Annotated in this window: 21 protein-coding genes; 4 read left to right on the top strand and 17 right to left on the bottom strand. The window is 34.3% G+C overall.

The window, feature by feature from the left end:
- Window positions 1-6: 6 nt before the first annotated feature.
- Window positions 7-393: an MmcQ/YjbR family DNA-binding protein gene (locus AC07SW_RS06015; protein ID WP_494632455.1), complete on the bottom strand. Its 387-nt coding sequence runs from the start codon at window positions 391-393 to the stop codon at window positions 7-9.
- A gap of 87 nt (window positions 394-480) precedes the next feature.
- On the bottom strand, window positions 481-2,127 hold the full coding sequence (locus tag AC07SW_RS06020) for an alpha-keto acid decarboxylase family protein (RefSeq protein ID WP_135022740.1): 1,647 nt from the start codon (window positions 2,125-2,127) through the stop codon (window positions 481-483).
- A 181-nt stretch (window positions 2,128-2,308) separates the two neighbouring features.
- On the opposite strand from AC07SW_RS06020, the gene AC07SW_RS06025 reads away from it, so the two are divergent.
- The gene (locus AC07SW_RS06025; protein ID WP_034571943.1) at window positions 2,309-2,764 is read left to right on the top strand and encodes a MarR family winged helix-turn-helix transcriptional regulator; all 456 of its coding nucleotides are present in this window, start codon (window positions 2,309-2,311) and stop codon (window positions 2,762-2,764) included.
- Window positions 2,765-2,832: 68 nt separating this feature from the next.
- Here AC07SW_RS06025 and AC07SW_RS06030 read toward each other — a convergent pair whose 3' ends face one another.
- From AC07SW_RS06030 to AC07SW_RS06085, 12 genes are all read right to left on the bottom strand, one after another.
- Complete coding sequence (locus tag AC07SW_RS06030) at window positions 2,833-3,768, bottom strand: ROK family protein (RefSeq protein ID WP_034571944.1); 936 nt, start codon at window positions 3,766-3,768, stop codon at window positions 2,833-2,835.
- A gap of 21 nt (window positions 3,769-3,789) precedes the next feature.
- On the bottom strand, window positions 3,790-4,545 hold the full coding sequence (locus tag AC07SW_RS06035; protein WP_074402234.1) for an acyl-[acyl-carrier-protein] thioesterase: 756 nt from the start codon (window positions 4,543-4,545) through the stop codon (window positions 3,790-3,792).
- 296 nt (window positions 4,546-4,841) lie between these two features.
- On the bottom strand, window positions 4,842-5,075 hold the full coding sequence (locus AC07SW_RS06040) for a hypothetical protein (RefSeq protein WP_034571952.1): 234 nt from the start codon (window positions 5,073-5,075) through the stop codon (window positions 4,842-4,844).
- The gene (locus AC07SW_RS06045; protein WP_119907508.1) at window positions 5,072-5,587 is read right to left on the bottom strand and encodes a hypothetical protein; all 516 of its coding nucleotides are present in this window, start codon (window positions 5,585-5,587) and stop codon (window positions 5,072-5,074) included. The genes AC07SW_RS06040 and AC07SW_RS06045 overlap by 4 nt, the downstream gene beginning before the upstream one ends.
- Window positions 5,574-7,043 (bottom strand): AcpB/EbpR/MafR family transcriptional regulator, encoded by a 1,470-nt coding sequence (locus tag AC07SW_RS06050; RefSeq protein WP_034571957.1) that lies wholly within the window; start codon window positions 7,041-7,043, stop codon window positions 5,574-5,576. The genes AC07SW_RS06045 and AC07SW_RS06050 overlap by 14 nt, the downstream gene beginning before the upstream one ends.
- Window positions 7,044-7,128: 85 nt before the next feature.
- A complete protein-coding gene (locus AC07SW_RS06055) occupies window positions 7,129-8,244 on the bottom strand; it encodes a WxLIP family cell surface protein (protein WP_135022801.1) in 1,116 nt (371 codons plus the stop codon).
- 79 nt (window positions 8,245-8,323) lie between these two features.
- On the bottom strand, window positions 8,324-9,064 hold the full coding sequence (locus AC07SW_RS06060; protein ID WP_034571964.1) for a WxL domain-containing protein: 741 nt from the start codon (window positions 9,062-9,064) through the stop codon (window positions 8,324-8,326).
- A 51-nt stretch (window positions 9,065-9,115) separates the two neighbouring features.
- On the bottom strand, window positions 9,116-9,883 hold the full coding sequence (locus tag AC07SW_RS06065; RefSeq protein WP_119907507.1) for a WxL domain-containing protein: 768 nt from the start codon (window positions 9,881-9,883) through the stop codon (window positions 9,116-9,118).
- A 2-nt stretch (window positions 9,884-9,885) separates the two neighbouring features.
- Window positions 9,886-10,227 (bottom strand): LPXTG cell wall anchor domain-containing protein, encoded by a 342-nt coding sequence (locus AC07SW_RS06070; RefSeq protein WP_494632458.1) that lies wholly within the window; start codon window positions 10,225-10,227, stop codon window positions 9,886-9,888.
- Between the two features lie 11 nt (window positions 10,228-10,238).
- Window positions 10,239-13,127, bottom strand: coding sequence for a pectate lyase-like adhesive domain-containing protein (locus AC07SW_RS06075; protein ID WP_494632459.1), 2,889 nt, complete (start codon window positions 13,125-13,127; stop codon window positions 10,239-10,241).
- Window positions 13,128-13,429: 302 nt separating this feature from the next.
- Window positions 13,430-15,211, bottom strand: a complete 1,782-nt coding sequence (locus AC07SW_RS06080) for an ABC transporter ATP-binding protein (RefSeq protein WP_135022737.1) — start codon at window positions 15,209-15,211, stop codon at window positions 13,430-13,432.
- Window positions 15,198-16,958: an ABC transporter ATP-binding protein gene (locus AC07SW_RS06085; RefSeq protein WP_494632460.1), complete on the bottom strand. Its 1,761-nt coding sequence runs from the start codon at window positions 16,956-16,958 to the stop codon at window positions 15,198-15,200. The genes AC07SW_RS06080 and AC07SW_RS06085 overlap by 14 nt, the downstream gene beginning before the upstream one ends.
- A gap of 193 nt (window positions 16,959-17,151) precedes the next feature.
- Between AC07SW_RS06085 and AC07SW_RS06090 the strand changes: the two genes are divergently transcribed.
- Window positions 17,152-18,507 carry a helix-turn-helix domain-containing protein gene (locus AC07SW_RS06090; protein ID WP_494632461.1) on the top strand — a complete coding sequence of 452 codons (1,356 nt, stop codon included), beginning with the start codon at window positions 17,152-17,154 and terminating at the stop codon, window positions 18,505-18,507.
- Window positions 18,508-18,712: 205 nt separating this feature from the next.
- Here AC07SW_RS06090 and AC07SW_RS06095 read toward each other — a convergent pair whose 3' ends face one another.
- Both AC07SW_RS06095 and AC07SW_RS06100 read right to left on the bottom strand, forming a co-directional pair.
- Window positions 18,713-18,991: a hypothetical protein gene (locus tag AC07SW_RS06095; protein ID WP_494632462.1), complete on the bottom strand. Its 279-nt coding sequence runs from the start codon at window positions 18,989-18,991 to the stop codon at window positions 18,713-18,715.
- Complete coding sequence (locus AC07SW_RS06100; RefSeq protein ID WP_494632463.1) at window positions 18,970-20,346, bottom strand: helix-turn-helix domain-containing protein; 1,377 nt, start codon at window positions 20,344-20,346, stop codon at window positions 18,970-18,972. Before AC07SW_RS06100 ends, AC07SW_RS06095 begins: the two co-directional genes overlap by 22 nt.
- Before the next feature lie 271 nt (window positions 20,347-20,617).
- Between AC07SW_RS06100 and AC07SW_RS06105 the strand changes: the two genes are divergently transcribed.
- Together AC07SW_RS06105 and AC07SW_RS06110 are read left to right on the top strand one after the other, a co-directional pair.
- A complete protein-coding gene (locus tag AC07SW_RS06105) occupies window positions 20,618-21,454 on the top strand; it encodes an AraC family transcriptional regulator (RefSeq protein WP_034571994.1) in 837 nt (278 codons plus the stop codon).
- A gap of 90 nt (window positions 21,455-21,544) precedes the next feature.
- Complete coding sequence (locus AC07SW_RS06110; RefSeq protein WP_494632546.1) at window positions 21,545-22,804, top strand: voltage-gated chloride channel family protein; 1,260 nt, start codon at window positions 21,545-21,547, stop codon at window positions 22,802-22,804.
- Window positions 22,805-22,868: 64 nt separating this feature from the next.
- Here AC07SW_RS06110 and AC07SW_RS06115 read toward each other — a convergent pair whose 3' ends face one another.
- Window positions 22,869-23,162, bottom strand: coding sequence for a hypothetical protein (locus AC07SW_RS06115; RefSeq protein WP_034571997.1), 294 nt, complete (start codon window positions 23,160-23,162; stop codon window positions 22,869-22,871).
- Window positions 23,163-23,547 lie beyond the last annotated feature (385 nt).

The raw sequence follows: 23,547 nt of genomic DNA on the forward strand, positions 1-23,547 counted from the left end.
TTTTATTTAATTCATTTCTTTAGTATTCTGAAGTTCTTGCTGTATTTTTTTAGGTAACTTTTCTACTATCAAATGATAGGATTTTTTCAACAGGACTAAAATATGCCCATCTTCCAACTCAGTTGTTGATAAATCAATCGAAGTCCAATGGGTTTTATTCATATAGTACCCATATGTAACTGAATGAAAGTCTTCTCGAAGTCTTTCATTGTCTTCTGGCAAACCCTTAACTGTAATAATTTCTTTTCCATCTTTATTTTCACCCATCAATGCAAATAATTTATCTCCAACGGTAAAGGCCATTGAACCCCATTCTTCCTTTAAGGCAACCTTTGCTCCTGCTAACTTTTTTCCCTCAGCAGTTAAAAAAGCTTGTCTACTGGCAATGTTCATGTTTATTCCCCCTCTTTATCTTCTTCATTTATTTTACTATAAATATAGTAAAAAAGGACAGAATGAAGTTCTGTCCTTTTTTACCGATTAAGAATTTTGTTTTGCAAAGATTTTCCCCAATTTCATAAGCAACTCTGGAGCATCCGTTTGATCCATCACTACTTCAATCCACTGCAATCGATTATTGTCTAATCGTGCTGCTTTCAGTGCATTGGCCAATTCAAGTTCCGTTGTCACTTTGTACGTTATGACGGATTGCTCGCTACCACCAAAGACCAAAGGCAATTTTTGGTAGTCCCACATGGGAATATCGTTGTAAATTTCATTTGGTCCGTGAATTTCACGTTCCACAGTGTAGCCGTTATTATTAATCACAAAAACGATAGGTGTTAATTTTTCTCTTAGTGCCATTCCTAATTCTTGGATTGTTAATTGCAAGGAACCATCTCCAATAAACAGCAAATGACGACTACTTGGATTTGCTAGCTGACTTCCTAGCATCGCTGGAAAAGTGTAGCCAATGGAGCCCCATAAAGGTTGTCCAATAAAGCTCATTTCTGATTTTAGTGGCACCGTTGATAGACCAAAAAATGAGGTTCCTTGTTCTGCTACTGCTGTATCTCCTTTTTCTAAAAAGCCTTCAATTGCTTCCCAAAAATGGCGTTGTGTTAACACTTGGTTCGTTGGTTTAATGGATTTCAAACGAGCCATTGGTTGAATGTCACCTTGATATCCTTGATAATCAATAGCCGTTAAAGCTTTCATTACAGCTGGTAAATGGATGCCTTCTAAATGTTCTTCTTTAACAATTACTTCATCACTCGCTAAAGAAAACAATTGCTTTTCAGAAAAATCATAGCTAAAACCTGAAGTGGCGGAATCAGTTAACTTAGCCCCTAACGCTACTACTAAATCAGCAGTATCCACTCGTTTTCTCAAACCTTCTTCTGTCGGGCTTCCTGCATAAACACCTAAATAATGCTCATCTTCTTCATTAAAGACCCCTTTTCCAAAAGGCAAGGTTGTGATTGGCAAATTAAACTTATGAATAAAATCAGCTAAATAGGTTTCTAAATGGAAACTTGCAAGTTCATTCCCTGCTAATACTACTGGATTTTTAGCTTGTTGTAAGGCTTTTTCTAATTCATGTACTAACTTAACTTCTCTTGCTGAGAGGCTTGCTTGTTTTGGTAATAGCGGTTCACTAGGTTTTTCAACCACCATCTCGGCAACATCAATAGGTAAGTTCAAGTAAACAGGACGTCGTTTTAAAACTGCAGCTCTCAATACACGATCAATTTCAGTAACAGCATTTTCTTTTGTTAAGCTCCCAATTGCTTCTGTTACCGACTCGTGCATGTTTTCAAAATGATCAAATTTTCCATCGCCTAATGTATGATGGACTAATTTGTGCGCATTTTGAACAGCCATTGTTGGCGATCCAACAATTTGAATCACTGGAACTTTTTCAGCATAGCTACCTGCAATTCCATTAATCGCGCTTAATTCTCCCACACCAAAAGTGGTCACCAGTGCGGATACTCCCTTAGTTCGTGCATAGCCATCTGCTGCATAGGCTGCATTTAATTCATTTGCATTTCCAATCCATTTTAAGTTAGGATGCTCTACAATATGATCTAAAAATTTTAAATTATAATCTCCAGGAACACCAAATATTTCTTTGATTCCTAACTCACTTAATCGTTCTAACAAATAATCTCCAACTGTGTACATCTTATTACCTCCTAAAAATCCTCTTCTTATTTCTACTCTTGTAGTATATTCTCCAATAGATTATAAGTCAATTATATTGACCTATAATCCAATTCCTGTTATTTTTTATGTATTGATTTCGAAATGAATCAAGTAACTTATGGTATACTAACCACAATGAATAACGTAAAGGAGGCTTTTGATGAATCAAGAAGCAATTAACTTTGATAAAAATCTTGCTTTGTTTTATTTTGCGTATCGCGCTTTTAGCAAAACGGCAGATGATTTAGTAGAAAACTACGGCATTAGTAAAGTTCACCGTCGCATTCTATTTTTTGTAGCTCGGATGCCAGGTTTAACAGTCAATGAATTGTTGACTGTATTAGATATTTCAAAACAGGCATTAAACAAGCCTATGCAAGAACTTTTACAAAAAGAGTGGCTTGTAACGAAGCCTAATGAAGCCGATAAACGAAGTAAGCGAATTTATTTAACCGCGCAAGGAAAGAACATCGACGCTCAAATAAGTGAGGCTCAAAAAGAAAAAATGAAAACCATCTTTCAACAAACAGGCGATCCGACAGGTGAGGCTTGGACGAACGTAATGACTGAATACGCTAAGGAAACAGGTACAGATTTTATTGAACGAATTACTTAAAAAAAGATCAATAGCATGACAGATAGTCTCTGTATGTTATTGATCTTTTTTTATTGATTAAATTCATCTTATTTTTCTGCTGGATTCATTTCTTGATAGTGAATTACAGCTCCTAGTAAGTTCGCATCATTCTTAAATTCACATACTTTAAGAGTTGGAATAGCTGCCCCTACCTGCGAAGACTCTTTTTTGAATAGTCTTTGAAACCATCCTAGTAATTCCGTGTCTTCTGAAACCAATTTTTCCATCGCTTTTTCAATTCCTGGCACAAATTCATCATTGTTACTGACTCCGCCACCGATTCCAATAAATTCCGGTTCAAAGGCACTATTTAAAGTCACCATAATTTGAGCCAAGCTATCATACATTGCTTGAAGTTCATTGACAGCTACCTCATCGCCTTCTTTGGCTAAATCAAAAACTTCCTTTCCTTCAATTGAAGAAGGCATTTGGAATTTCTTTAATGCGACCCTTTTTCCTAAGCTAACTGGTGATGCTTTTGGTGTTTTAAGAGCTGCTAGCTGTTGGGCGATGGTTTTATCTAGCTCATCTAATTTAAGCTCTTGCTTACGAAGAACTTCGCCATTTTCAACAATTGCAATTCCTACGCCAGTTCCAATAATAACAAAAAGTGGATGTGTATAGCCTTTGCCAATTCCTTCTTTCATTTCAGCAATTGCCGCACAATTGGCGTCATTTTCCATACTTACAGGTAAACCTAGTGCCTCTGAAAGTGACTCTTTTATTGGAATTAAATGTAGAAAAGGAACTGCACTCGTTCCACGTATCAATCCCGCCTCTTCATCTACATCACCTGGTGTGCTGATAGCCACACCATCAAAAGAATAGGTATTGGCTAGCTTATCTTTTGCTTCATTTAATAAATCAAAAAAACTACCTCGCGTTAACGGTGTGGGAAATTCATCTTTTTCTTTTAATTCATTTTGATCCCAAACGGCGTATTTTACGGCTGAACCGCCAATATCTACTACTAAAAGAGCCATGCTATTTCCTTCTTTCTTTATTTATTCGTTTAGAGGTTCCCATACCATACTTGCTTCACATGAAAGAACATCATGGTTTACGATTTGATGTGCGGATATAATGCTGCCATCTTCTTGGGTACTAAGGCTAACCTTGCTTTGCACCATATTACCATAGGCTACTTCTTTTTCATATTTGACATTTAATGATTTGATACGATGTGTTTTGATAAAATCCAACCCTAATGAATCTAAAAACCAATCTAAATACTTGGAATTATTTACATGTTGATTGGCATCAATATCTAAATAACGCACACGATAATCAATTGTTGCAGCTTTTTCTAAATCAACTTTTTCAGGTTTTGGCGTTCGAATTAATTTTTTAGAGGCTTCTACTTGATAAGGTGCCACAACATCTTCTGCAATTCGTGCCATTTTTCTAGCAGCAAAATCCATTAAAGCAAACGTACAATGAACTTGAACACATAGCTCACCCGTCTCATCAAATGCTTTGAATTCCCGATAGGTAAACAATTTGTTGTAACTTAATGCTTGTGTTGTAATCGTGATGGTTTCCCCTGCTTCAGGCAGGCGCTGAATGTGAATATCATTTTGTAAAATAATCCATGATAATCCCTTTTCTAAGAGAACCGCATCTCCTACGCCTAATTTGTAACTCTGCTCACCTGAAACATAGAGCATAATATTTAACAACATTGGAATGCTGATTTGTTTGGTTGCATCACACTCATAGTATTTAACTCGATGCTCTTTTTGATAAATTAGTCCACTCATTTTGTATCCTCACTTTGCTTCCATTTGATTTCTTCTTTTAGCCTATCACATATTGCAAAAAATAGGGACTATTTCGCTAAATTAGTCATTGATTTTCTATAAATTTAATTTTTTCAATCTTGTTTAAGTAAGTCTTCCTGATCGTACTTTTCAGTTCCCTTTTAGAAACAAAAAAGAAGCAAAAAAAATCCTTTTATTAACTCAAAATAAACCCATTCAAAGTACAACATACTTTGAATGGGTTTATTTTTTTTTACTACTGTATCCTAAAAAAATAGTTACTTTTTTATTGATTCTTAACATGCAGATTTCCCTATTGTTTTATTTTTCAACGCCATTCCAAACATATATTCATCAACACTATCGACACACTTGATATTTTCAAAATTTGTCATGATTGATGTATGAATATCCTCCATGGTGTAATCCATTGGAAAAATTAAGATTTTACTAATCATTCTTTCTTCTATGGTAGTAAATACAACGGAATAAATCAGCACATCATTCCAATAATCTTCAATCTTTTTCATAATAAATACTCCTTTTTAAAGTCAACTGCTTCCCCGTAGAGCAGTGAACCGGTTAATGATAGATACATTTCGGATAAATAGGAACGTTTGGAATTATCTGCTCCAAAGCCCCCTCCATTATTCACTTCACTTGAAACATTGAGAATCAATGGATTTAATTCTGTTAACGGTGTTTTTTGTTTCACATTTTGTACCTTTAAAGAATCAATCAGAACTGCTTTTTTGCCATTCGGTGGTGAAACCGAAAAGTATTCTGTTTCCTTGTCTTTTTGCTGATCTACTCTAGGCGAATATTCAGGCGGCAAGGGTTCTACCGTTTTATTTGGATTCATTGGATCTACTGGCAAAGTTTGATTTACTGTTTGATTTATTCCATCAACTTGATACAAATAGACACCTGTCTCTGCAAAAACCTCCGTACGTACATTCAAATCTAAAAAGACATTAAAAGAAAACAACGAACCAAAAAGCAAGCATGAACGCAAATAATTATTTTGTTTAGGATACTCCATATGCTTCAAACTTCCCTTCTTGTTTTTTTTCACTTCTTAGAGTTGAAATACAATCTCCAAAATTCGCCCAATCGCTAGTAGTAGGTGGTGCGTTCCAAACAATCACTTGCATTTCTTCATTTCTAGAGTCATTGATTGTGTAGTCACATAATAAAATATCGGTATCTGATGTTAAACGATTGGTGACTTCAATATTAATAAAGTCAAAAGATTGAATGTTTCTTGTAATAAATTTATTGTAATTTTCACCTAATGAAAAATCGACACAGACTTTAATTGGTGTAGCAAAAAAAGAAGGAGGTAATATGTCGATTAATAAGAAAATATAATGATTAAACAAAAAAATATTATTGGCTTTAATCAATTGATATTTTTTAATATTCGGTGTATTCCGAATCAAAGAAGAACAAAATATAAGCACCTCTGGGTAATTTTCTTCAACAAATCGCGCTTGAATCGGCTGATCTAATTCGTTTTGTAAATAGTTGAAATTCAAGATCATATAATGGATTCTTCTTAAATAAGTAGTGATTTGTCCTCTTAATTTTTGGTTCATGCGATTTTCAAAACTGGCTTCAAATTCTGTTAAAAAATAATCCGTCAAGTCATCTAATTTTCCTTTTTCTAATGCTAAAAATTGGCTGAATTCGTCCAAATTCAAAATGAAATAGGTTAATATTTCAACTTCACTTGCACCCATTTTATCGCTAAATGCTTTTTCTGCAGCCTCTAAAACAACCTGATTCATTTCTTTAAAATCAATGATTGTTGTAAAAGTCATTCGTTGCTTAATTCCTTTTTTGCGCTGTATACGTTGTAAACTAATACCAATAAAGAAGCGCAGTTTATCTATGCTCGTTTGAGATAACTGAATGGCACTTCTTTTTTGAATCTCTTTAAGGAACAAGTCGATTTGGCTTCTTATTTTTTTTGGAAAAGGAATTTTTTGCCCTCCATAGCAAGATTGATAAAGATTGTAAAAATACATGCGAATCGTTAGTTCATTCCCTAAAATTTTAAATTGACTGGATAACGTTAGCTCATATTTTTTTAATTGTTTTTTTATCCCCGTAATTTGTGTATATACTTTTGTCCGACTAATGTAAAAGCGCTCTGCGTAATCGCTTGGATTGCTAAATTTTTCTTCAAAAATATCTTCAATAATTTGAAAATTCAAGGAACGTTGAATGTAAATACTTCTAAGTGATTTACTTGAAAAATTCATTGTTCTTTTTATCTTAAGAATCTTATTGAATTTTTGAATGGCAATTTGATCGCTTAAACGATAATTCTTAATGTCTTCTTTTAACTCTTCATATGCGCTAATTACAATAAATTCAGAAACTTCCATTCTTTTTTTTAGTTCCGAAATTGTAATTTGTTGTTGAAAACTTTCTTCAATAATATGAAGTAAGAGTAGTTTTCGGGTATCTGCTTTTGATAAAAATATCGACATCCCCTTTTCCACTCCCTTCTTATTTGATAGTTATTTCTCTTATTATTGAACAAATCACTCGTTTCCTTGTGGGGAATTCCATCAACTATTCTTTATTTTTTTTGATTTGATTCGCTTGTTTTTTTCTTTGAGCTTTTCTTTTTCTTAAACGTGCTGCTTTTTTACGTCTTTCTTCTTCTTCTTTTTTCTTCTTTTTATTACGAATCAAAAAGAAAATAATCAAAGCCACAATCACTAACAATAAAAGTCCAATTACAAGATAAATCCAAGTATTGTCTTTTTTAATCGACACATCAGATTGATTGTATTTTTTGGCATCCTCTGCTTTGATAGTAAAATTTTTAGTAAATGACCAATTTCCTTCTTTGGCATCAGCTTTTAAATAAAGAGTGTAGTCTCCCGCTTCTAGTTTTTGACCGTTTAATGAAATTGGGTAATTAAAGTTCGAATTTGGTGCCATTTGCATATTCTTTTTAGAGCTTTCGTACAATACTTCACTGCTGCCTTTTTTTGTTACTTTAGCAACCACATCTAGTGCATTTACATAAGCTGCTTGTGTATTTTGTAAATTTGCATTGATGACATTTCTAGCATTAACTTGCGCTGGCTTCACATCATTTAAAACTAATTTAGGTGCAACTTCTTTATCAGTTTGATTTAAAATTAAAGCCACCACGTACGCATATTTATTATTAATCGCTAACCCTTGGCTATCAGATTCTTTTTTATCTGTTGCGACATCTTTTTCTTTGATTGTAATTCCTCCAGCTAAAACACCATCAAATTTTGTAGCAGGCATTTTAATCGTTAAAGGAACTTTGACTGAATCATTGGCAGGAATCGTCACTTCTTTTTGTACCGTAACGATATCGGTTAAATTGACAGGTAAGGTACTGTCTTTTTTTGCTTTTGTAACACCATACTCTACAACTCCATTTAAATTAGTAGTAGCTGTATTTACACTTGGTTCTACTGTTACATCAGCATCTGTATCATTTCTTAAGTTCACTTCAATCGTTTGTTCTGTATTTGGTTCCATTCTTAAATCAAAATAAGTTTTTGTTTTATCCCTTTGATTCTCTGGAATTACGGCTTCCACTGCAAAATTTAGCTCTGATGCGTGGGTGATTGTTGGCAACTGGAATAAACTTGTTGCTAGGATAGGAATCAGCATGAATAGTGTTATTAATTTTGTTTTCATCATTAGTAAACCTCTTTTCAATCATTAGTTGAAAAGCATCGACATTTTTTGCCGATGCGATTCAACGATAGTTTAGTTTTTATGGTTGTGTTTCTACATGTGGAACATCTGCTAATGTCCATGTTAATTCTGTTGTATATTCTTCTGCGTATTTAGTTGTGCTTCCTGGTACAGCTAGCGTTACGCTTGTTTCTTTATTTGTATCATCACCAAAACGATAGACCCACGTTCCAGCACCTTCTCCTGTTTTAGCTCCAACGATATTTTGAGAAACACCTGCTCCGTCTTCATCAATTGTTAAATCAAAGCTTTTATTTACTAATGAAGGAACTGTTGAAGTTGAAATTGAATCAACTTGTCCATTTTTAACAGAAATTAAAGCGCCGTCTAGAGTACCGCTTGCTGAAGCAAATTGTGTATCTTGTTTTACTTGAACAGTCCAACCATTCGCGCCCCCACGCTTATCTGTTACTTGCAAATAATTTGGACGGAATGTTCCATCAGATAAAATTTGTGCTTTTGCATTGTACACTTCATCTTTAGTTGTAATTTTTTGTTCATCAAATCCAAATGATGACGCAAAGTCAATACTTAATGGTCCAGCTGTTCCTGGATCAGGGTTTGTACCATCTGGGTCAACAGGCGTTACTTCACTACCTGGATTCGTTGGATCAACGGGTGGGGTAATTGACGTATCTTGCACAAATTTTACTTTAGCGTTTGATTTATAGGTACCAGCAGTTGCTGCTGATGCTGTTCCTCCGATTGTTAGTGCTACTAATGCTACTGCCCCAGCAGTTAAGATTGTTTGTTTTTTCATTTTTATTTCCCCTTTAGTTTCATTTTTTTTAGTGCTTAATTGATAAAAATATTAGGCATTTTCTTCTGGTGTATTTGCTGGAACATCACTTAATGTCCAAGTTAAGTCTGTTGAATATTTAACAGCATCTTTTGGAGTTGTTCCTGGAATAGATAATGTGATGGCTTTATTTTTTTGAACGGTTTCGCCATTAACTTCTGTATCCTCAAGTGTTCCAAAAACATCTAACCATGTTAATGATCCCCCGCCTGGCGCTGCACTCATTACAGTTGAAGCTTCTCCCGTTGGGTTTAATACAACATCTTTAACGATTGGCGCAGTGATAGTTGTTGCTGCACTAACTGCTCGTCCACTTGTAAACGAAAGAACAGCTCCGACTAATTCTTTATTCGTTGTTGTTGCATTTTTTAATTGACCTTCTTGTTTCACAGTTAACGTCCAACCACCATTTGTACCACGAGTATCTGTCACTTGAACAAAGTTTTCTCTTGTTGTTCCATCATCTAATTTTTGTGGTTCAGCAAAGTAAGTCACATCTTTGTTGGTGATTTTATTTTGACCAAAGCTTAGGCTTGAAGCATAATCAATACTTAATGGTCCCGCTGTTCCTGGATTTGGTTTTTCACCGTCTGGATCAGTTGGCGTTACTTCTTTTCCTGGATCTGTTGGATCAACTGGTGGTGTAATGCCATCATTTGGTACAAATTCTACTGAACCCGTTGATTTGTATACTCCTCCATCAGCTGCTAAAGCTACTGACGTGGTGCTTAATGCGGTTAATACGATTGCAGATGTTGCGATTAGTTTAGTTAATTTCATTTTTATTTCCCCCAAATTGTTTTTTTATAAATGAATATGCTACCTACTAAAAAGATAAAACCCACTAACAAACTCTGTTGACTTGAAGACTCCCCTGTTTGTGGCAATCGGTTTAAGTGAGGTGTTGTTGTACCAATAGTTGTTGGCAAAGTGCCATTAGGTACAGGTGTTACTGGTATTGGCTTACTATCTGGTTTATCACTTGGGTACTCATAGGTCCCGTAAAAACTGATTTCACCAGTAGATTGATAACCTTGATTTGATGCTGCAAGTACCTCTTTAAAGGGAAGAATACTGAACAGAATCACAACTGAAAAGATGAAACTTTTTCTTAAAGTGCTCATATTCTTCCTCCTTATGGGGTATCTTGTAAAGTCCAAGTGATAGAGCCTGTATACTCTTCTGGATAAGCTTCACCTGCATCTATTGATAAGGATAGGCCATCTCCATTAGGGATCCAACCATTGGTGATTGAAACAGGATCATCATCCACATTTGTATTTTCATAAATTGTAATAGCAGAGGTTCCCAATATTTGCTGCTTACCGGCTTTTGAATACCTTACCGCCTGTGGCAATGTTTTATTCGTTGCACTGGTTAACACTCGATCCATTTTAGCTGTCAGTGTCCAACTTAACTTGTCGGCTCTTGTATCCTCAACAACTAAGTCACCATCCATACCTGCTATAGGATATTGCGTTGTCTTAGCTCCTAGCGGCAGTTCCTCACCAAATGAAATATCCTTTGGTGCACTAATAAACGAAAGTTCCCCGTCTGCCACTGTCACTGTTGTTGCTGGTGGGAAGATAGCATCATAGAGCGTTTTTTGAGTAACTGGATTTTTATTTCCAACCGTATCGGTTAAGAAAATCTGAACCTTGTCCCCTATTGTTAAGCGAGGTCCAGGTGTTGGAATTTCCCACGTCCCATCTGGTTGAACAATCGCTGAAATGATTGTTCCATCAATTTTGGCATCTACACCATTAATTGTATAGGTTACAGTTGCACCTGGTTCCCCGTTGATTCCCTTAATTTTTTTACTTGCAATCGTAAATTTCCCAGTCAATTCTGCTGGCTTTGGTGGCGTTACATCAGATACAACCGTTGTTCCAGGTTCTTCGCTAAAGTAAGGACCTCTTACTGCAGTCGCAGATAGTGTCGTTCCTGCCTTATAAAAACTAGAAACTTTGTAACTAATGTACCCATCTTTATCAGTTACTAAGTCTTTTTGGACAAGCGATCCATCATCCGCTGTAACTGTAACTTTGGCTTGACCTGCTGAGGCATATACAGGAATATAAGTGATGTTTCCATCCTCATCTGAACCATTATTATCGGGAACCGTTCCAATTTGTACACGACCTTTTACAGTTAGGTTGGCATCTGTTACCGGTGAAAGCTCTACAATTGGATTTTGATTCATCCCTGAAATACGGCGAAACTTATTGGTTCTAAAGTTCGTTTGTAAGGCAGGCTCTGTTGAGGTAACGACTTGTGTGTTTGCTGGACCTGTTGCTGTTAAATTGCCAACTAACGCATACGTTAAAGATGACGGACCTAAGACATCTACTCCCATATTCCATAAGTCAATGTCGGAATCTGAAATCGATAACTTATTAGCCGCTCCTGTTATTCCAACCGCTGATGATGTACCTAAATTTCGAATATCGTATTGGGCAGGTTTACTTAAATCAAATACGTTATTACTACCCGAAGCAATATTCACTAGTGGTACCGAACTTACACCAATTGTGTAGAAATAGGCTCCTTCTTCAACTTTAAATACACTATTGCTTGCATTAAAGTTTACTACTGCACCAGATGCTAATTTACTAGTTAAGTTCGTAATAGACCCTTTTTTAGCAGTAAAGGTACTGCCAGATAAGTCAAAACGAACGGCATTTCCTGGCATATTTACATTGAAAACAGCATTCTCGCCAATTGTCATACTCTTATAATATTGATAAACCGCTGGATAGGCTGTTCCAGTTTGAGTTTGCCCTAATTTCACATTGGCCCCTTCACCAATTGTAAATTCTTGACTTGCTCCTGTTTCACCTGCACTAGAATTCTCTACAAACCAAATAACTGAGAAGTTATAATAGTTTACGTTTCCAATGTATTTTGTCCCCGGTTCAATAACCATACTTCCCACATAAAAGTTTTCAGCTCTGGTGTCGAGATTATTATTTCCATACATCGTAACCTCAGCATGATAGGCTCTGATAACACGTTGCACATTGGCTTTTGTTACAATATTTCCAAGTCTGAATTTCCAGTTTCTTGTATTGGCTGAACCATAGCCACTATTCACAAACGCTTCATTGTATGCGTTGTTGCTCATAATCATATCGTGAATATGAAAAACGGATCCTGCCACACTTGGATTATTGACTCTTAAATCATAATTACGCATCTCTAAAAGAAAGCCTCCTCCATCAATTTCAATGGGAGTTGTTCTAAAAGAAGTTGCACTACTTGCTGTAATTTCATTTTTCATTATGATCTTAGTTGTTGTAGGCTCATCATAAGCTGCTTTAAATTCTGCCCATGTGCTTACTTCAACTTCACCCGCTGCTCGTGCCATCATTCTTGATTGAACAGCAACTGGTACGTCTGCTTCATTTGCTTGAGAGTTCGTTGATTGCTCTTTTGATGATTGGTTTGGGTCAGTCTCTGGTTTTGTTGATTCTGGATTACTAGTTGTAGGTAGCTTTAAAGTCAACTCATCTGAATGAATGACTGAATCTTCGTAAGAGGTGACCGCTTTTAAGGTATACTCTCCAGTCTGGTTCACTGTAAAGCTAACAAGTACAGATTGTTCTTGGAACTCAGTAACTACTGGTACATTTTCACTCGTTGCTAATTCAGATGATTGTCCTTGGTTGGATTGGTTTGTTTTTTCAAATGGTTGAATGACCAATTCCTTTTTTTCTGTATCCAACGACACTTTATTCTCACTTTGCAAGGAAGCTAATGTTTCTTGATAGGTTAGTCCTTCAGGTACAGGTATCCGAATCTCTTCTGTTAAATAGGGACTAAATGTAACTAAGACATCGACTTGGTTAGCTATTGAAGATTGTATTGCTTGTTCTATTTTTACATATTGTGTTTCAGCATTTGCTGCGTCCGTTGCTTTAACACTTGGATCTTTCTTTAGTTGTTGAATGGATAAGCCACTAATAATTAAAGAAAGAAGCACGACGATGCTCAACACTATTTTATAATTTTGTTTTAATTTCATTTTGGTATCCTCCTTTCTTTCGTATTTTATTACTTATTGCGTTCCCCCTTACTTATCAAGAATAGCAAAAAATGAAATTGCTTTTGTCCATTTTTTTCTCAATTTTCTCAAAGTTATTTGAACAAAATCGAACAAAAGATTGTTAAAAAAGCGTTTCTATCAGTTATTTAACTGTTTATTTTAGTAAATAGAATATAGAAATACGATTAAAACTCTCGTTATATTTTAAAAATAGACACAACTAAAAAGAAGCCGATGATTTTATTCATCGCCTTCTTTTTACCTTTGTTATAAAAAAGTTCTTACAATTCTTGTAATAAATCAAATTGTGATTGATACAGTTCATAATAAGGACCTTTTTCTACCATCAATTCCTCATGGCTTCCTGCTTCCATAACACTCCCTTGATCGATATAGAAAATACGTGAGCTATTTTTGATCGTGGACAAACGGTGAGCAATAATAAATGACGTCCGACCTTCTAGTAATTTTTCTAACCCTTTTTGTAATAATGTTTCCGTTTTCGTATCAATACTAGAAGTTGCCTCATCTAAAATCAAAATTTTAGGATTTGCCAATAACGTTCGTGCGAATGAAATTAGTTGACGCTGTCCGGCTGAAAGAGTACTGCCTCTTTCTTTCACTGCTGTATGATAACCATCCTTTAATTCTGAAATAAAATCATGTGCTCTGACAATTTTAGCAGCTGCCACGACCTCTTCTTCTGTGGCGTCTAATTTCCCATAACGAATATTTTCCATAATCGTTCCTGAAAAAATAAAGGTATCTTGCAGCATCACACCCATTTGTTTACGTAAGGATTCCAACGTTACTTTTCGTAGGTCGATGCCGTCAATTAAAATTTCTCCCTCATTAATATCATAAAAACGACTCAATAAGTTAATGACTGTTGTCTTTCCGGCTCCAGTTGGACCAACTAACGCAATTGATTCACCCGGTTCTACATGAAAATTGATATTTTTTAAGATATCTTTTCCCTCTTCATAGCGGAAAGTCACATTTCTAAAGAGTACATCTCCTTTGATAGGTGGCATTTCAATCGCTGTTGGACTATCTTTAATATCTGGTTCTACGTCCAACGTTTCAAAAATTCGTTCAAGATAGGCCGTTGCAGTAATTAATGAATTATAAAAATTCCCAATATTAATGACTGGATTCCAAAAATTATTCACATAACCAATAAAAGCAATCAACGTTCCCGTAGTAATATCTACGCCAATTCCACGAATCCCGACATAATAAATTAAGGAAGTCGTAATCACCGCAATATTTTGTACCCCTGGCCATAATAAAAACTGAATACTAACAGCTTTCATCCATGAAGCTCGATAATTTTTACTTACTTCAGAAAAAATCTCATCATTTACATTTTCTCTTGCAAAGGATTGCGTAACTTTAATGCCTGCAATGCTTTCATGAATATACGCATTCATATTCGATTGCTTGTTACTTAAATCTTGATAAGCTTTACGCTGTTTATTTTTGATAAACATAACAAAGACAAACAATACTGGCAACAAAACTAAACTATATAACGTTAACTTCCAATCAATAGCAAACATAAAAATCAACGTGATTACAACACTTAAAATATCTGAAATTAAGTTAATTAAACCGTTCGATAATAAATCACTCAACGTATTGATGTAATTGACCACACGAATCAATATTTTCCCATGAGGACGACTGTCAAAATAAGAAAATGGTAGCTTTTGCAAATGCTCAAAAATAGCTGAGCGCATATCCTTTAATATATCCTGTCCAATTACTGTAATGGACTGAATACGATACCACATACACCAACCCGTTACAATTACAGAGGCTAGAAAAGCTACACCAACCCATATCAACAAAGTCATATTTTTAGTTGGAAGCACATCATCAATGACAACTTTGCTTAAATATGGTCCTAGCATCATTGCAATATTCGCAATTAAAATAACAAACAACGTTTGATAAATCGGCTTTTTATAAGGTTTAACATAAAACAATAATCGTTTAAAATCTTCTCTATTAAATTCCTGAGCCAACTCTTCATCTACATCAAATTTATTCCTCGCCATTACTTGCTTCCTCCTTTTCATCAAAATTGCCTAGCTGTTTATTAAAGACATCATAATAATAGCCTTTTTTAGCTAACAAAGATTCATGCGTTCCTCGTTCAATTATCTTACCTTGCTCCAAGATCAAAATCTCATCCGCATCTTTCACAGATGAAATGCGATGGGCAATAATAAATGTTGTCTTATTCCCGGTAATTCCATCAAGTTCCTCTTGAATCTTCGTTTCTGTTTCCATATCAACTGCTGACGTCGTATCATCTAATATCAAAATAGCTGGGTTTTTCATCAATGCTCTTGCTAAAGAAATTCGTTGCTTTTGTCCACCAGATAACCCAACACCTCGTTCCCCAACAATTGTGCCATATCCTTCTGGCATCTTTTCAATAAAATGATTGGCATCTGCAATTTGAGCCATTCGTTGAATATCCGCATCCTCAGCATCCGGTACACCAAAAGCAATATTGTCCCCAATTGTATCCGAAAACAGAAAAATATCTTGCATGACGATTGCAATATGATTACGCAATTCACGAACATGCCATTTTCTAGCATCTACTCCATCTATTAAAATTTTTCCAGCTGTTGGGTCATAAAAACGAGCAATCAAATTAACTAACGTCGACTTACCTGATCCTGTTTCACCTAAAATACCAATCGTCTGACCTGGCGCTGCCTTTAAACTAATATCACTTAAAACCTCTGTGGTTGGATCATCATCAAAATGGAAAGACACATGATCAAACTCAACAAAACCTTCTAAATGTGGCACCGAATTTTCAGAATGAATTGGGATTCTTGATTTTGCTCCTAGCATTTCACGAATTTTAAATGAAGAGGCAATAAAACGTTGCACATCGTTAATAAGCCAACCGCTCATTCGCATCGGCATATTTAACATCCATAAAAAACCTGTAAATGAGACTAAATCTCCAAGTGTCATTTGTTCGATAATCACAAGATACCCACCAAAAACAAAGGTAATAATCGTTAAGCTACTTGCTAAGGAATCCAAAATTGGCAAGTATCGTTTTGAAACTGCAGCTGAATCCATATTTCGTTGCTTAAAATCCTCATTGTGTTTATTAAATTTATCAATTTCATAGTCTTCTCTAGCAAAAGCTTTCACCACACGATTGCCACTAATATTTTCTTCTACCATTGAATTCAATCTTGAAAAACTTTCTCTAATTTCATAAAAAATAGGTTGTGCTTCATTGGCCATTCGCATTGTTAAAATCCCAATGATTGGCGTAACAGCAACTAGCGCCAACATCAAGCGCCAATCAATCGTCGCCATAACAACTACTGCGCAAATAAATAACAATAAATTCTCTAATAAATTATAAAATACCCAGGAGATAAAGTGACGAATCGCATCTGTATCACCTGTCATACGAGCCATAATATCTCCCACTCTCGTTTGATTGAAAAAATTAAAATCTAATTCTTGCAATTTTTGATATAGATCTTCTCGTATCCGAAACAATGAATCTTGACCAATTTTTTCAAACATGATTTGATAGCAATATCGCAACACCGTTCTTAAAAAAGCAACGCCCATCATCACACCTAGTATCGGTACCAGTAAATTTGTTTTTCCTTGATCAATTACAACATCAACAATTTTCCCTCCTAATAATGGATAAACAATACTTAAAACTGATGTTACAATAACTAAAAAAATAGCAATTACAGTTAACAAACGATACTGCTTGGCGTATTGCCAAACCCACTTCACACTCTCCATCACACTTCCTCCTCACGTCTCACTAACTACTAACAGATTAATGTATCCGGATACAAAAAAGAATGGTCATTTTTCTTATTTTTGATGGATAAAATTCTTTAATTAATTCTTGCAAAAGAGACATAATAGTTGTTTAATAAGGCATAATGGTTCACAATTAGTGTACATATTTGCAAGACAAAGGAGCATTTTTATGGAATTTTTCATCGACAAAACGGCTGAAAAAAAATTAGCACTCTTTAAACTACTTTTCTTTGCTGACGAACCAATTTCTGTAAAGGAAATTCTAACTCAATTACAGTTTTCAAAATCAACACTTTTTCGTTATTTAAAAGAACTAGAAGAAGATTTGGCTTTAACTTTTGATCCTCAAAGTTTTTTGCTTATCAATGAAAATAACGTGTACGCATATAAAAGTGAAACTCAGATTGATAAAAGTTTGATTGTGAATCGACTGAATCTGTACTATGTTAAAGGCTCGATTCGTTTTAAAATCATCCTCGCTCTTTATAAAAAACGTTACACTTCAGTTGATGAAGTTGCTAATGATCTCTATGTCAGTCCTTCTTATTTATATCGACAGCTCAAAGATATTTATACTTTTTTAGATGACTTTCATTTGAAAATCAATTTCAAGCCAGACATACAACAATCGACAAATTTTGTAGGTAGCGAGATTCATTTACGCTTCTTTTTCGTCTATTTCTACTGGTCTGTTTTTAAAGGCATTGAATGGCCCTTCAAGCGCTTACCTGAATCAATGTATGATTTATATTATAAAAATGAAATTGACAAACATTTTCCAAAAGAAAATTTAGCTCCTGCTAAGGCAACCCAAATTGGTTACCTATTGACCATCACTTTTTGGAGAGTAAACTCAAGAAAAGAATATATTCAATTAGACAATGATTTAACTGAAATTCTTACAGCTATTTGTGAAATCAATGATATTTCAAGCTCCATTGCGACAACTTGGACTCAATTACCAGAAAATATTGTCACTCAAGAAAAATTATTTTTTAATTTTTTTACTCGGATAGTTGTGGCAAGCGTTGATAGTGATGAAATGAAGGCCGACATTGCAAGGCATCTCCTAACCTTAGATTCTTCAATCATCTATTATGGTGTTTCTTTTTTAGACGAATTACAGCTTTATTTCAACTTAAAAATGACACCTCAAAAAAAGATGATTAATCTTTACTACGTTATTTTATATCATCTGTACATGCGCTATATTAAGGTTGAGCATGCTAAGTACTTAAATGATCCTTTTCAATTGAAGGAATTAAATAGTCCTGTCAAACTTTCTAAATCATTAGAAGCCAGTCTTAATAAATTTTACTCTCAATTTATTAAAAAAAACCATTCATTCAATCAAAGCGATTCTTCCAAACAACTTACATTTTCGCTAAGCTACTTTATTATCAACAGCATTGAATTAGAACCGATTCCCGTTTTGGTTCACTTTTCTAATAATATTTCTGGAGAATACCTCATAAAAAAACAAAATCAATACTATTTTCGGAACCTCAAACATTCGATTTATTGATGATATCGATCAAGCCTTTCTAGTTATTTCTGACTGCTACGAAGGGGCTATCCCCAATGAAAATTATTTCTATATTGAAGAAATGCATAATTCTATCATTTGGAAAGGTCTTTTTGATTTTATCCAGCAACACCTCTTCAATCGTTCTTTTGCAAATTAAAAACCAGCAAGGATAACTTTTACAAGCTATCCTTGCTGGTTTAAATTATTTAAATGTTTCTTTAATCGTTTTAGCTAACTTAGTATATCGCTTTTCTAATAACGTGTATTGCTTCATAATAAAAACACTCTCATCTGCCGCAGTCATCATCAGTTCTAGTGGAATATTTTCAATGGCTTTTTCTTCATCAATCAACTCATCACAATATTGTGCATAGTACAAAATATTACTTTGAGCTCGATTCAACGCCTTAACTAACTCTATATTCCCATAAATATCAAGTTGCTCCGACCTTTGATCGTCTATACGTTTTCCGTAATCCAATTTAAAAAATCACCTCTTCTTTGATACATGGTATTATTTGTTATCACATATTTTTTGTGCTTATTTGAAAATTTATGAAGTTCGCGATCCGTCACTACAAGGCCTACTTGCTCATCTAAATAATCAACCACCTCAATATGATCTAGTAGCTCTAATGTTAAAAATTGTCTTTTAAAACTGTGGCTATTAAAGCCATGAATTGCTACATGTAGTTTTATTTTGTCAAATTCAATAATCTCTTGCAAACACCACGCAATCGCTTCATTGCTTAAATAATCATTTTGATAATGACTTTGATTTAGCAATTTTAAACACTTATAGTAATTCATACTTTGTTTCTTAATCCCAATAAAATAATTTAACACAACTGAGCTATTGCATTTTCTTAAAATCATACATTTTTTGATTTTTAAATGAATTCGATCTTGATTTTCTTCATTCAATGTAACACCTAATATTGAATGAATATCTTTTAATACTTTTTCATAGGGTTCATCAAATTCTGACAAGCAAACTTCCTCAGTCTTTGGTAAAATTTGATGCACTGTTTCTTCTAAACCAACAATCAACTGATACCAAATAAATTTTGCCTCCATATAAATCTGCTTTGGCTTGACATCTGGTGGCAAATGATTAGACACCCACATCAAAATCGATTCAGGAACCTCAACCCGATCTTGATTTTTTACTTTAATAAAATTACCTTGCTCCCAACGTATTTTAGAGGCAATCAGAACTGTGTAAATATAGGAATTTTTAGGTGGTAACTCAATCCCTTCAAGAAGAGGATAAAGATCTTCTAGTGATTCTTTTAATTCATCTAGTTGTTCTTGATATTCATTATCTGTTTCAAGCATCAAAATAGCAATGTACTGACGTAATACTTCTTCATTTCCGATTATTTTAACTGGTGAACTTCTTTGAATTTGAAAATGTGGACTAAATTGCTCGTTAATCAAATGAATCCTTCGGTAAACTGCTGAGTAACTTAAATATTGATTGTCTGCATATTCTGTAATCGATGGAACTAGTTCTTCAAAACAGGCAAAAAACAAATTAATTAAAAGAGATTCTTGATAAAAATAATGTTTTAGTCTTTTCATAGAAAATTCTGTAGAAAAGACTGCTTGAATAAGTGAGCTTTGACGCTCCCAAGTTACTTGAACACCTAATTCTTGAAGTTTAGTACTTTCTACTATTTCGTCAACAACTACACGTAATGTTTTTAGAGTAACCCCTAGTTCCTTTACTAGTTCTCGTTTAGAGACTAATCCATTTGGTGACTCATATAACCTTTTAATAATACTGTATTTTCTTTTCTTCTCTTTTTCTACTAAAAAACCATCCTGTTCCAATTTATTACCAGCTTCTTTCTTTTTATTTTGATAGGTTATATTTATAAGATAACATCAAAAAAGCAATTTCCTTTCTCTATTTCCAGTCCATTTCGTCCCATTTTTGTTCAAAGTTCTATTTTTCACAAAGGGGTATTTAATAACAAAGAAGCTCCTAAGTTAGTGCTTATTTTTTGAATGCCTTTTCTTTCTTTGACGAACACTTGAAATACTGTTGCCACTAGTTTCTATTTCACGTATAATAGAAAGCGCTTAAGGAGGTGTTTTAATCGTGTTACAACTAAATCCAAAAACATTTAACCCTGAAATTTTATATATTTTTGACTATTCCAATGTTGGCCCTACTACGGGACAAAATCATGCCCATGACTTTTTAGAGATGTCGATTATTATCGATGGTTCTGTTGAATATTTAATTGATGAAAAAGCTTTTTTATTAGAAAAAGAGACTATTCTTTTATTTAATCCAGGGATTCATCACTACGAACATTACGAAGCAGGTATGGAAAGTACACAGATTCATATTGGTTTTCGCAACTTTTCTTTAACGGATTTCCCCAGAGATCATTTCCCTTTTAAAACATCGATTCTAAAATTAACCAAGTTTAAAAAAGAATTTTTTGAAGTCTGTCAGGAAATTTTAGTTGAAAAAGCAAAAGGCGAAGAAGGATACGACTTAATGTTAAAGACGTTAGTTATGAAGTTGATTATTTACATTTTAAGGGATGCTGAATCCAATCATTTAGAAATTAATGCGTTAAAACTATCCTATGAAGAACAAGAAAAACAAACAATTGTTAGCAATATTATTCATTATTTAGAAAAACATCATACAGAAGACGTCAGCCTATCTTCACTTTCTCAAACTTTGTACATCAGCCCTACCTATATTTCTCGTGTTTTTAAGGAGGAAACAGGTGAATCTCCGATTAATTATTTAATCAAGCTCCGGTTAACTAGAGCAAAAGAGCTACTAGAAAATCAAGAAGACATTACCGTTAAAGAAGCTGCAAACTTAGTTGGCTATAATGATGCATACTATTTTAGTAAACTTTTCAAAAAATACTATGGCAAACCACCTTCTGTTTTTATCCGAAACAAGCACTAAATCAGAAATGATGATAGGCTTGTTTTTAATTTAATGCCTTAAGTGGTAAAATGTGGTTATACTTGCACATCAGAAAGGACGTTTTTCTTGATTACTTTAAATCATCAATTAAAAAAACTAAAGAAATTAGAATTTGTAGAAATTATTTTTTATTTCATTAAATGGAGCTTTTATGCTGGTGTCGTCGGAATTCTAGTCGGCTGTTTATCGGCTTTTTTTCTTTTGACCTTAGACATGGCAACTGCTGAACGGCTAGCTCACCCCTGGTTGCTTTTTGGACTGCCATTTGCTGGAGCATTTATTAGCTATCTGTATTTTAAGTTTGGAAAAAATGCTGGTCGAGGTAATAATTTAGTCATTGAGCAAGCAAATGGGGGTTCAGAAACTATCCCTAAACGATTGATACCTTTAACATTAATTGGAACACTTGCTACTCATCTTTTTGGTGGTTCTGCTGGTCGTGAAGGAACCGCTGTTCAAATGGGCGGTTCAGTTGCAGATGCTGTTGGGGCTCTTTTTAAAATTAACGCAAAAGAACGACGCATTTTAATTATTTGTGGTATGAGTGCTGGTTTTAGCTCTGTTTTTGGAACCCCTATTGCTGGAACACTTTTTGCTTTAGAAGTGCTCGCTCTAGGTTTTTTTCGTGAAGAAGGTCTATTTCCAAGTTTATGGGCTGCATTGATTGCCAATTGGGTGACCCTATCTTTTGGAGTCATTCATCATTCCTATCAAATGGGCACTATTCCTGCTGCAAGTTTTGGCTTAATAGCAAAAATTATGCTAGCGGCTTTGTGTTTTGGCTTAACCGGTCGTTTATTTAGCCGTCTAACCGACTTCTTGAAGAGCTTCTTTAAAAAATGGATTCTAAATCCTGCTTTAAGAAGTTTTATCGGCGGCGCTCTAATTATTTTGATGGTTTTTGTCGTTGGATCAAGAGATTATTTAGGTCTAAGCTTGCCGTTGATTGATCAAGCTTTTAATGGAGAAGCTCATCCCTTTGCATTTTTATTGAAGTTATTTTTTACTGCTTTTACTTTAGGAACAGGGTTTCAAGGAGGCGAAGTCACTCCGTTATTTGTCATTGGAGCTACACTTGGAAGTACATTAGCTCCCATACTGGGGGTTGCAATCCCATTTCTTGCTGGTCTTGGTTTCATTGGCGTCTTTGCTGGTGCCACAAATACACCAATCGCATGCTTTGTAATGGGGCTAGAATTATTTGGAACTAAAGCACTGCCCTATTTATTTTTAGTTTGTGTCATTAGCTATCTCTTTTCAGGAAACTTTGGCATTTATGAGTCTCAAAAAATTGGAATTCGTAAAACAAAGCTTTTTGAAGATGACTAATAAAAAAAAGCCATTGACTCTATCTTTTATTAAAAGATAAAGTCAATGGCTTTTTTTATTTTAATCACACATAGGTAAAAGGAACCGATGGACGGTTATTTTTAATCCATTCATGCAAATTCATTTCTTTAAAGTGTGGATTCTCATAATCAATTTCTTCATGTTTTTTCATACAAACATCCATATAAGCTGATGCCGTTTCACTAAATTTATTTTCTTTATCTTGACGCATTTCACTAATAATTCTAAATTCATCCTTATCTTCAATTCCTAGTAGTTCACAAGTCCGTTCCCATTCGTTGTCTTCAATTAAATTCAGCATAATATCGATAAAACATTTTAATTTTAATGGGTTCATGTTGAACCACTCCTATCTTAATTTTGAATGATTGCATAATGTTAAATAACAGAAAGATAGATACACTAATTCCTTTGGAATAGTTACAAAAACTATTTAAAATCAGTCTAACTTTCGTTTATTACAGGTATTAAGATAACATATAAAAAAAGAAATTAAAATATTTTAGTCTTTATTAACAGAAAACTCTCACCCTTTTTATACTATGAGTTGTGTTGATAAAAGCTTATTTAAGTTCATTTCAAGCAGTTTATACCATCTTTTTTTGCTAATTCTCTATTTTTTTCTGAATTTCTCTAATTATTGATAAATTTAAATCCGGCTAATTTTTAGAATTTTTGATAATTCAGGCTTAGACGAATTTCAGTCTAAAGGTCTATATCTA

This window comes from Carnobacterium sp. GW821-FHT04C06 (assembly GCF_059420345.1).

Excerpts from the sequence above, each read along its gene's own strand:
- AC07SW_RS06015 (WP_494632455.1), bottom strand. The coding sequence starts at position 393 with ATGAACATTGCCAGTAGACAAGCTTTTTTAACTGCTGAGGGAAAAAAG.
- AC07SW_RS06020 (WP_135022740.1), bottom strand. The coding sequence starts at position 2,127 with ATGTACACAGTTGGAGATTATTTGTTAGAACGATTAAGTGAGTTAGGA.
- AC07SW_RS06025 (WP_034571943.1), top strand. The coding sequence starts at position 2,309 with ATGAATCAAGAAGCAATTAACTTTGATAAAAATCTTGCTTTGTTTTAT.
- AC07SW_RS06030 (WP_034571944.1), bottom strand. The coding sequence starts at position 3,768 with ATGGCTCTTTTAGTAGTAGATATTGGCGGTTCAGCCGTAAAATACGCC.
- AC07SW_RS06035 (WP_074402234.1), bottom strand. The coding sequence starts at position 4,545 with ATGAGTGGACTAATTTATCAAAAAGAGCATCGAGTTAAATACTATGAG.
- AC07SW_RS06040 (WP_034571952.1), bottom strand. The coding sequence starts at position 5,075 with ATGAAAAAGATTGAAGATTATTGGAATGATGTGCTGATTTATTCCGTT.
- AC07SW_RS06045 (WP_119907508.1), bottom strand. The coding sequence starts at position 5,587 with ATGGAGTATCCTAAACAAAATAATTATTTGCGTTCATGCTTGCTTTTT.
- AC07SW_RS06050 (WP_034571957.1), bottom strand. The coding sequence starts at position 7,043 with ATGTCGATATTTTTATCAAAAGCAGATACCCGAAAACTACTCTTACTT.
- AC07SW_RS06055 (WP_135022801.1), bottom strand. The coding sequence starts at position 8,244 with ATGAAAACAAAATTAATAACACTATTCATGCTGATTCCTATCCTAGCA.
- AC07SW_RS06060 (WP_034571964.1), bottom strand. The coding sequence starts at position 9,064 with ATGAAAAAACAAACAATCTTAACTGCTGGGGCAGTAGCATTAGTAGCA.
- AC07SW_RS06065 (WP_119907507.1), bottom strand. The coding sequence starts at position 9,883 with ATGAAATTAACTAAACTAATCGCAACATCTGCAATCGTATTAACCGCA.
- AC07SW_RS06070 (WP_494632458.1), bottom strand. The coding sequence starts at position 10,227 with ATGAGCACTTTAAGAAAAAGTTTCATCTTTTCAGTTGTGATTCTGTTC.
- AC07SW_RS06075 (WP_494632459.1), bottom strand. The coding sequence starts at position 13,127 with ATGAAATTAAAACAAAATTATAAAATAGTGTTGAGCATCGTCGTGCTT.
- AC07SW_RS06080 (WP_135022737.1), bottom strand. The coding sequence starts at position 15,211 with ATGGCGAGGAATAAATTTGATGTAGATGAAGAGTTGGCTCAGGAATTT.
- AC07SW_RS06085 (WP_494632460.1), bottom strand. The coding sequence starts at position 16,958 with ATGGAGAGTGTGAAGTGGGTTTGGCAATACGCCAAGCAGTATCGTTTG.
- AC07SW_RS06090 (WP_494632461.1), top strand. The coding sequence starts at position 17,152 with ATGGAATTTTTCATCGACAAAACGGCTGAAAAAAAATTAGCACTCTTT.
- AC07SW_RS06115 (WP_034571997.1), bottom strand. The coding sequence starts at position 23,162 with ATGAACCCATTAAAATTAAAATGTTTTATCGATATTATGCTGAATTTA.